We start from the raw sequence: 7,264 nt of genomic DNA, 5'->3' as shown, positions 1-7,264 counted from the left end.
GGGATCTCCCGGCCCGCCGGCAGGGTCGCCAGGGCGAGCTTGAGGGAAGCGCGCATGGCGCTCTCGGTGGCCTGCGCCACGGCGTCGGTCACGGGGGCCGGCAGTGCCCGCCCGATCAGGTCGAGGGGAGCGCCGGCGACCGCCGAGAGGCGGGCGGCGAGCCCGGGCTTCTCCAGGGCCTCGACGGCCCGGCGCAGGGCGGCGCGGTCCGCATCGCTCAGGCCAGGCGAGTCGGCGATGGGGGCCGGGGCGGTCAGGGTGTCGTCCACGAGTTTGATGTTGCTCACGTCTGCGGTCTCATCCGTGTGCGGGGTGGGTGCGGCCGGCGCGGCTCGTTTCCGATGAGGCCATGTCCGGCTGGGTCTTCCCCGAGGGGCTGCTGCCGGTGGAAGCAAGCCCGGGGCCTCGCGGATGGTTCCCGGCGATCTCGTCTCCGGCGGCGGCCTCGGGGCGGACCGGATCGGATGCCGCGGCGCTGGCGGCGGCCGCGTCGCGCTCCCCGGCTCGTCCCACGAAGATGCAGAGGATCACCACCGGGATGCCGACGGCAGCGGTGAGGGCGAAGAACACCGGATATCCGAAGGCCGCCACGATGTAGCCGGAGGTGCCCGCGACGAACTTGCCGGGCAGTGCGTAGAGCGAGGAGAACAGGGCGTACTGGGTGGCGGCCAACCCCGGCGCGGTCAGGCTCGACATGTAGGCGATCAGGGCCATGCCGGCGAAGGAGCCGCAGAAATTGTCGATGGAGATCGCCGCCGTGAGCCGCCAGACCTCCGGGCCGCCGAAGGACAGCCAGGAGAACGAGAGGTTCGAGGCGGCACCCAGGAAGGCGCCGACCATCAGGGTCGGGAACAGGCCGAAGCGGGTCATCGCCCAGCCGCCGACGAAGGCCCCCGCGATGCCGACCCAGATGCCGTAGAGCTTCGAGACGAAGCCGATATCCACGAGGCTGAACCCGACGGTCTTGTAGAGCGGGCTCGCCATCACGCCGGAGATGAAGTCGGGCATGCGGTAGAAAGCGACGAGGACGAGGATGGCCCAGAGGCTGTGCCCGAGCCGTGCGTGAAGCTCGGCCAGGGGCTCGAGGATCGCGCTCCGGAGCGTCCAGGCCGGCTTGGGTGCCGCCGGCGCCCGCTCGCTGGAGGCGCGATCGTAGGCCGGGGCGAACAGCGCCGCGAACATGCCGACGCCCATCAGGGCCGCCATCGACAGGTAGGCCACGCTCCAGCCGTAGGCGCTGGCGATGAAGAGCGCACCCGCGCCGGCCGACATCAGGGCGAGCCGGTAGCCGAGGTTCGAGGTCGCCGCCATCACGCCCTGGAGGTCCGTGCCGGCGGCGTCGATGCGCCAGCCGTCGATGACCACGTCCTGGGTCGCCGCGCAGATCGCGACGAGGAAGGCGCCGAGCCCGAGCAGCGCCAGGCTGGTACCCGGATCGGCGAAGGCCATCAGCGTCAGCGCGATGGCCACCGCGCACTGGGTCGCGATCATCCAGGCCCGGCGGCGCCCGAGGGCGCGGCTGAGGACGGGTACGTCGAACCGGTCGATCAGCGGCGCCCAGAGGAACTTCAGGGTGTAGGGAAGCGCGAGGTAGCTGAACAGGCCGATCGACTTGATGTCGACGTCCGAATAGGCGAGCCGCGTCGAGAAGGTGCCGAGCACCAACAGCAGGGGCAGCCCCGACGAAAAGCCCAGCGCCAGCATCAGCAGGATGCGCCGGTCCTCGACGATGTCCTTCAGGCGGAGGCGCCGGGTCGGGGCGTCGCCCAGGTCGCTTCGGGCCGTTGCGTCGCTTCGGGCCATGACATGGAACTCCTAGGGGTCGAACGGGCTTGATGCCCGCAAACCATATCAGCCCTCGGCTCCGATCCCACGCCCGGAGTCGTCCCAGGACCCGCAGGCCGTTGCGCGGCGCTCACCGGACGCAGCATGCCTTCTGAAACCTTAATGCGACGTCTCGCATTTTTCCTGTTGGTAGACCGGCCCGGGCGACCGGACAGGGGCGGATTCTCCGTTGACGGCCGGGCGCTCAGAGGGGTCAACTCGATCGCTTCATCCGGTGGGGCAGCAACGGCTGGATATCTGAACTTGCAGACCGGGTGGACAGATTTGGCCGACGTCGATCATGACGCATAGGGATCCCCCCGCCGCTGGCCCGCGCAAGCTCGGGATCGACGCCGGTGCATTCGTGGCCGCGTTCACGGCCAGCCCGACGCCGATGGTGCTGACCGATCCGCGCTTGGCCGACAACCCGATCGTCTGGGCCAACGACGCGTTCCTCGCCCTGACGGGTTATGCCTGGGAGGATCTCGACGGCCGGAACTGCCGGATGCTCCAGGGGGCCGACACGGATCCGCGTGCGGTGCGCCGCCTTCGCGAGGCCGTGCGGGTGGGTCGGCCGATCGAGATCGAGCTGGTCAATTACCGCAAGGACGGCACGTCTTTCTGGAACGGCATGACCGTGGCACCGGTGCGCGACGCCACCGGGCGGATCGTCCATTTCTACTCCGCCCAAGCCGACATGACGGGCAAATATCGCCACGAAGTCGCGATGCGCGACGCCAACGACGAACTCGAGCGACGGGTCGCCGAACAGACCGCGGACCTGCGGGCCGCACTCGAGCAGAAAACCGCGCTGCTCCACGAGGTCGATCACCGGGTCAAGAACAACCTCCAGGTCATCTCGTCCCTGATGCTGCTGAAGGCGCGGCGCACGCCGCGCGGCGAGGTCCGCGACGCACTGCAGGGCATGGCGGAGCGCGTCGGCGCCCTCTCGACCGTTCATCGGATGCTCTACTCCACCGGAGACGTGACCCGGTTCGATCTGCGCGAATTCGCCGAGGACTTCGTCTCCGAACTCGTCGCCGGCATCGACAACGAACGGACGGCCGTCAGTGCGGAGATCGATTCGATCGCCGTCTCCGCCGCGATGGCCGCTCCCCTGGCGCTGATGCTTCATGAGTTGGCGACCAACGCCGTCCGGCACGCCTTTCCGGACAGCCGGGCCGGGCGGATCACGATCACCGCGCAGCGCAGCGACGAGGGTCTGCGCATGCTGATCCAGGACGACGGGATCGGTCTTGCCGGCGGCAAGCCGAATCCCGCCGGCTTCGGACGCTCCCTCGTCGAAATGGTCGTCCGCCAGCTTCGGGGCGTGATCGTCTGGAGCGATGTCGCCCCCGGCACACGCGTCGAAATCACGGTGCCGCTCGATGCGGTTTCCCTGCGGACCGGTACGGAGCGGGTCGCGGAAGCGGAATGGACGACACGATGACCAGTCCGGCCCTGCGTGTCCTCGTGGTCGAGGACGAGGTCCTCATTGCCCTCGAACTCGAATGCCTGCTCGATGAACTCGGCCACGATGTGGTCGGCGTCGCCGGAAGCTCCGCCGAGGCGATCGCCCTCGGCATCGCGACGGCCCCCGACGTGGCGTTCGTTGACATCCACCTGGTGGACGGCCCCACCGGCGTCGAGGTGGCCCGCGCCTTGAGCGCCGATCCGCACACCACGGTGGTGTTCATGACGGCGAACGCCAAACGCATTCCCGATGACTTCGCCGGAGCGATGGGCGTGATCGCCAAGCCGTATTCGGAGCGGGTGGTCGCCGGGGCCCTGCGCTACGTGGCGGACCTGCGCGCGGGGCGCGCGGCGACGATCGAAGGTCTCGACGGTTTCCGTCTCGCGATTCGGGACGGTGCGGAGCCGCGCTATTTGTCCGAGGGGTGAGCCGTCCGCAGGCGCCCGTCGGCGAATCTCAGCGGGCGGCCGCGCCGGCACCCGTCGCCATGGCACGCCGTGATTCCGCTTGGCCGCTGACGTCCCCGTAGTATTTCGTCGCGTCGCCGAGTTGGATCGAAGGCTGACAGTTCGGAGTGCAGGAATACGACTCGCGGTCGAGCCCGCGCTGAACGGTTATCACGGCGGCCTGGGGCGCCTGAACGCTGATCGTCGATTCGGCCAGCATGCTCCCCGATGCGTCGAGGGCGATCAGGTTGGTGCTGCCGAAGCTCTTGCCGGTGAGGATCAGCACCCCGTTCTTCTGGAGGGCGACGTCCGCGATGATGGGGTTGCCGACGATCACCGTCTGAGTCCGGTCGGGCAACCGGATCACCTTGGCATTGTCGACCGTGACCGTGACGATCGTCGGTGCCCCCGTCGTCGGCTGGGCCTTCACCGCAGGACAGCCGAAGGCGGACCAGACGGACAACAGGGCGGCGGCGAGGGTCCGGGCGGCTATGCGGGACGGGTTCGCGCGCTGTTGCATCGGAGGCTCACTGAAACCGTACGGCACGACGCCCATCAAGCTTGATGCCGGTGCATCCGAAACGAGCCGGCGCACCGAGAGAGGTCCGCTGAGGAAACACGCTCAGGGTAAACGAACCGATAATCGCGCCATCTCGGGGCGTGGCGCTCCACGGGCAACGCGTCCGCGTCGGTCACCGAGGGGAGGATCGCGGCACGCTCCGGTCGCGCCCGTCGGGTTCCGCCATGGCCGCCGACGGCATTAAGGATTTCTTGATGATGATCCGAGGCCCTGAAGCGGAATCCGGTTTCGCGGATCGATTTAACCCAATCGCAAGAGGCCCCTGACATTCTGACTGGGTCGCCGGAGAGACGCCGAGGGCGTGTGCGGCACATCCACTTCAGGGGTACTTTGCCATGACCTCCATCTTCAAGCGTTTCGCCGCCGACGAGTCCGGCGCCACCGCCATCGAGTACGGCCTGATCGCCGCCCTCATCGCTGTCGTGATCATCGGCACGCTCTCCACGATCGGCACCAACCTGAACACCAAGCTCAATGCGGTCGCCACCAACCTCGGGTCGACCACCACGAAGTAACGCCGGGAGCGTTGCGTTCCGGCAATTGGCCGGTGCAACGCAGCGTGAGGGCGCCGCTCGGGTCCTGGCGGGCCGACATCGTCTAAGGGGCCTCGCCGGAGACGATCGGCGGACATCGCACCGCCGCACATGGATCGGGCACCGGGCCCGACTGTTCAAAGAAGGGCACTGCCGTCCGCGTGTGACCGGCAGTCCACGGAATTCCCGGGCATGCCACGTTCGCGTGGCTGCCCTCTCCGCCGTTCGACCGCGACGCGACCGACCCATCCCGGCGGGCGATCTCGCCGGAGGGTCGACGGTCGCCATGGACACGTCCCGGATCACCCCAGAGAGGCCCGGCCCCGTGTGTGGTCCGTGCGCCGATCCCGTCGCGCGAGCCTGTGAACCGATATGGCGAACCTCAGCCTCCTCGTAGTCTTCCCGTTCCTGATGGCCTACGCGGCCTCCCGGGACCTTCTGACCATGCTCATCCCCAACACCGTGTCGATCGCCTTGGCGGTCGCCTTCGCGGCCTTCGCGATCGCGAGCGGATTCGGTTTGAGCGAGATCGCCAATCACCTGGGTGCGGGAGCCGTGACCCTGCTGGTCACGTTCAGCCTGTTCGCTTTCGGGCTGATCGGGGGCGGCGATGCCAAGCTCGCCGCCGCGACCGCCCTCTGGATCGGCTTCGACCATCTGCCGGAGTACCTTCTCCTCGCCTCCGTGGCGGGCGGTGCTCTCACCCTCGGCCTCCTGGCGATGCGGGCGCTTCCGCTTCCCGGCCCGGTCGCACGGCTGCCCTTCGCCTTGCATCTGCACGATGCGAAGACCGGCGTCCCCTACGGAATCGCGCTGGCGCTCGCCGCTCTTCTGGTCCTGCCCGAGACCGTCATCTGGACCCGTAGCCTGGGGATCTGACGAGCCGCCTCTACCAAATGACAATTTCGATCGCATTGATTACCGCTTGTTAACCGTAATTTGAGGAATCCGGCCTCAAATCCGAACCGTACGGCGATCCGCCGTCCTTAGGTTCGAGCCCGGTGATGAAACCAGCCAGACTTGCCGTTCTCGCGATTGCGCTCGGTGCGGGCGGAGCGGCGGCTTTCCTGATGAGCGGCGAGGAAAAGCCGACGGTTCAGCCGATCGCCGTCGCGCCGCCCCCCGCTGTCGCGGTGACGGACGTGCTGGTGGCATCCGCCGAGTTGCCCATGGGGCAGAACATCCAGGCGCCCGATCTACGCTGGCAGCCCTGGCCGAACGATGCGCTGTCGGCCGGCTACATCACCCGCACCGCCTCGCCCAAGGGCATGGAAGAGACCATCGGGTCCATCACACGCTCGAACTTCCTCGCCGGGGAGCCGATCCGCCCGCAGAAGCTCGCCCGGTCGGATGGCGGATTCCTGGCTGCAGTCCTTCCCGCGGGCATGCGCGCGGTCGCGATCACCATCGACACGCGCGGATCGAATACGGCGGGCGGCTTCATCCTGCCGAACGACCATGTCGACATCATCCGCACTTACCGTGACGAGGAGGCGGGGCGCGGCAACGGCGACACCCAGGCCTCCGAAACCCTGCTTCAGGACATCCGCGTCCTGGCGATCGGACAGATCGTGCAGGAGAAGAACGGCAACAACGTCGTGGCGGGCGAGACCGCCACCCTCGCCCTGACCCCCGCCCAGGCCGAACTCGTGACCATGGCCCAGAAGGCGGGCCAACTCTCCCTCTCCCTCCGGAGCCTCGTCGACAGCGGTCGCAGCAGCGACCCGACACTCGAAGCACGTCCCGAAACAGCGCTCACCGTCGTGCGGTTCGGCGTCGCGAAGCAACAATCGCGGCGCTGAGACGAAACGCACACCTGACGACAGAGGACGCGCCGATGACCCACTCCCGCACATTTCTTCGCCTCGGCTCGATCGGAGCGGCGCTCGTCGTCGCGGCGTCCGCCGGCCCTGTCCGGGCCCAACCCAGCCGCAACACGATCCCGGCGCCGGTCCTCGCGGTCGGCGGAAACGAGGGCAGCACGGCCCGGCGTGTCGACCTCACCATGGGCAGGTCCTTGGTCATCGATCTGCCGCGGGACGCCAAGGAAGTCTTCGTCGCCAATCCGAAGGTCGCCAACGCCGTCGTCCGGTCCACCCGCAAGGTCTTCGTCATCGGCATGGAGAACGGGGCGACCTCGATCTTCATCATGGACGCCGAGGGCCGGCAGATCACGGCCCTCGACGTCACGGTCGCGACGAACCTGAATCTCGGCGAACTCAGCCAGATCCTCATGCGTAGCATCCCGGGCGGGCGGTTCGACCTTCGCTCGGCCGGCAATTCGATCATTCTCTCCGGTTCCGTCGCTTCGGCCTCCGAGGCTGCGCAGGCCGTCGACATCACCAATGGCTTCGTGGGCGTGAACGGCGGGGCCGGAGCTGCCGGCGGGGCTGCGGGTGCGGGTGGT

General features: G+C 68.2%; 8 protein-coding genes and 1 pseudogene. 6 read left to right on the top strand and 3 right to left on the bottom strand.

Annotated features, from left to right (window positions below; translation table 11 throughout):
- Together K2X24_RS02215 and K2X24_RS02210 are read right to left on the bottom strand one after the other, a co-directional pair.
- Nucleotides 1-287: pseudogene (locus K2X24_RS02215) on the bottom strand (EcsC family protein); the annotation flags it as partial.
- A gap of 10 nt (nucleotides 288-297) precedes the next feature.
- Nucleotides 298-1,803, bottom strand: coding sequence for an AmpG family muropeptide MFS transporter (locus K2X24_RS02210; protein WP_292494225.1), 1,506 nt, complete (start codon nucleotides 1,801-1,803; stop codon nucleotides 298-300).
- 322 nt (nucleotides 1,804-2,125) lie between these two features.
- Between K2X24_RS02210 and K2X24_RS02205 the strand changes: the two genes are divergently transcribed.
- Together K2X24_RS02205 and K2X24_RS02200 are read left to right on the top strand one after the other, a co-directional pair.
- Nucleotides 2,126-3,274, top strand: a complete 1,149-nt coding sequence (locus K2X24_RS02205) for a PAS domain-containing protein (protein WP_292494224.1) — start codon at nucleotides 2,126-2,128, stop codon at nucleotides 3,272-3,274.
- Nucleotides 3,259-3,726, top strand: a complete 468-nt coding sequence (locus K2X24_RS02200) for a response regulator (protein WP_292494223.1) — start codon at nucleotides 3,259-3,261, stop codon at nucleotides 3,724-3,726. The genes K2X24_RS02205 and K2X24_RS02200 overlap by 16 nt, the downstream gene beginning before the upstream one ends.
- 28 nt (nucleotides 3,727-3,754) lie before the next feature.
- Here K2X24_RS02200 and K2X24_RS02195 read toward each other — a convergent pair whose 3' ends face one another.
- Nucleotides 3,755-4,264 (bottom strand): pilus assembly protein N-terminal domain-containing protein, encoded by a 510-nt coding sequence (locus K2X24_RS02195; RefSeq protein ID WP_292494221.1) that lies wholly within the window; start codon nucleotides 4,262-4,264, stop codon nucleotides 3,755-3,757.
- 395 nt (nucleotides 4,265-4,659) lie between these two features.
- Between K2X24_RS02195 and K2X24_RS02190 the strand changes: the two genes are divergently transcribed.
- From K2X24_RS02190 to K2X24_RS02175, 4 genes are all read left to right on the top strand, one after another.
- Nucleotides 4,660-4,839: a Flp family type IVb pilin gene (locus K2X24_RS02190; protein WP_292494219.1), complete on the top strand. Its 180-nt coding sequence runs from the start codon at nucleotides 4,660-4,662 to the stop codon at nucleotides 4,837-4,839.
- 390 nt (nucleotides 4,840-5,229) lie between these two features.
- A complete protein-coding gene (locus tag K2X24_RS02185) occupies nucleotides 5,230-5,736 on the top strand; it encodes a prepilin peptidase (protein WP_292494217.1) in 507 nt (168 codons plus the stop codon).
- Between the two features lie 125 nt (nucleotides 5,737-5,861).
- A complete protein-coding gene (gene cpaB, locus K2X24_RS02180) occupies nucleotides 5,862-6,659 on the top strand; it encodes a Flp pilus assembly protein CpaB (protein WP_292494215.1) in 798 nt (265 codons plus the stop codon).
- Nucleotides 6,660-6,694: 35 nt separating this feature from the next.
- On the top strand, nucleotides 6,695-7,264 hold a 570-nt coding region (locus tag K2X24_RS02175; protein ID WP_292494214.1), incomplete at its 3' end, for a pilus assembly protein N-terminal domain-containing protein.

It is taken from the genome of Methylobacterium sp. (assembly GCF_019750675.1).
GTDB lineage: Bacteria > Pseudomonadota > Alphaproteobacteria > Rhizobiales > Beijerinckiaceae > Methylobacterium.
The sequence above is the reverse complement of the archived record's forward strand: the minus strand, read 5'-3'. Positions and strand labels throughout refer to the sequence as shown.

Bases quoted from the DNA above. Each gene is read 5' to 3' on its own strand.
- K2X24_RS02200 (WP_292494223.1), top strand. From the start codon at position 3,259: ATGGACGACACGATGACCAGTCCGGCCCTGCGTGTCCTCGTGGTCGAG.
- K2X24_RS02210 (WP_292494225.1), bottom strand. From the start codon at position 1,803: ATGGCCCGAAGCGACGCAACGGCCCGAAGCGACCTGGGCGACGCCCCG.
- cpaB (WP_292494215.1), top strand. From the start codon at position 5,862: ATGAAACCAGCCAGACTTGCCGTTCTCGCGATTGCGCTCGGTGCGGGC.
- K2X24_RS02205 (WP_292494224.1), top strand. From the start codon at position 2,126: ATGACGCATAGGGATCCCCCCGCCGCTGGCCCGCGCAAGCTCGGGATC.
- K2X24_RS02185 (WP_292494217.1), top strand. From the start codon at position 5,230: ATGGCGAACCTCAGCCTCCTCGTAGTCTTCCCGTTCCTGATGGCCTAC.
- K2X24_RS02195 (WP_292494221.1), bottom strand. From the start codon at position 4,264: ATGCAACAGCGCGCGAACCCGTCCCGCATAGCCGCCCGGACCCTCGCC.
- K2X24_RS02190 (WP_292494219.1), top strand. From the start codon at position 4,660: ATGACCTCCATCTTCAAGCGTTTCGCCGCCGACGAGTCCGGCGCCACC.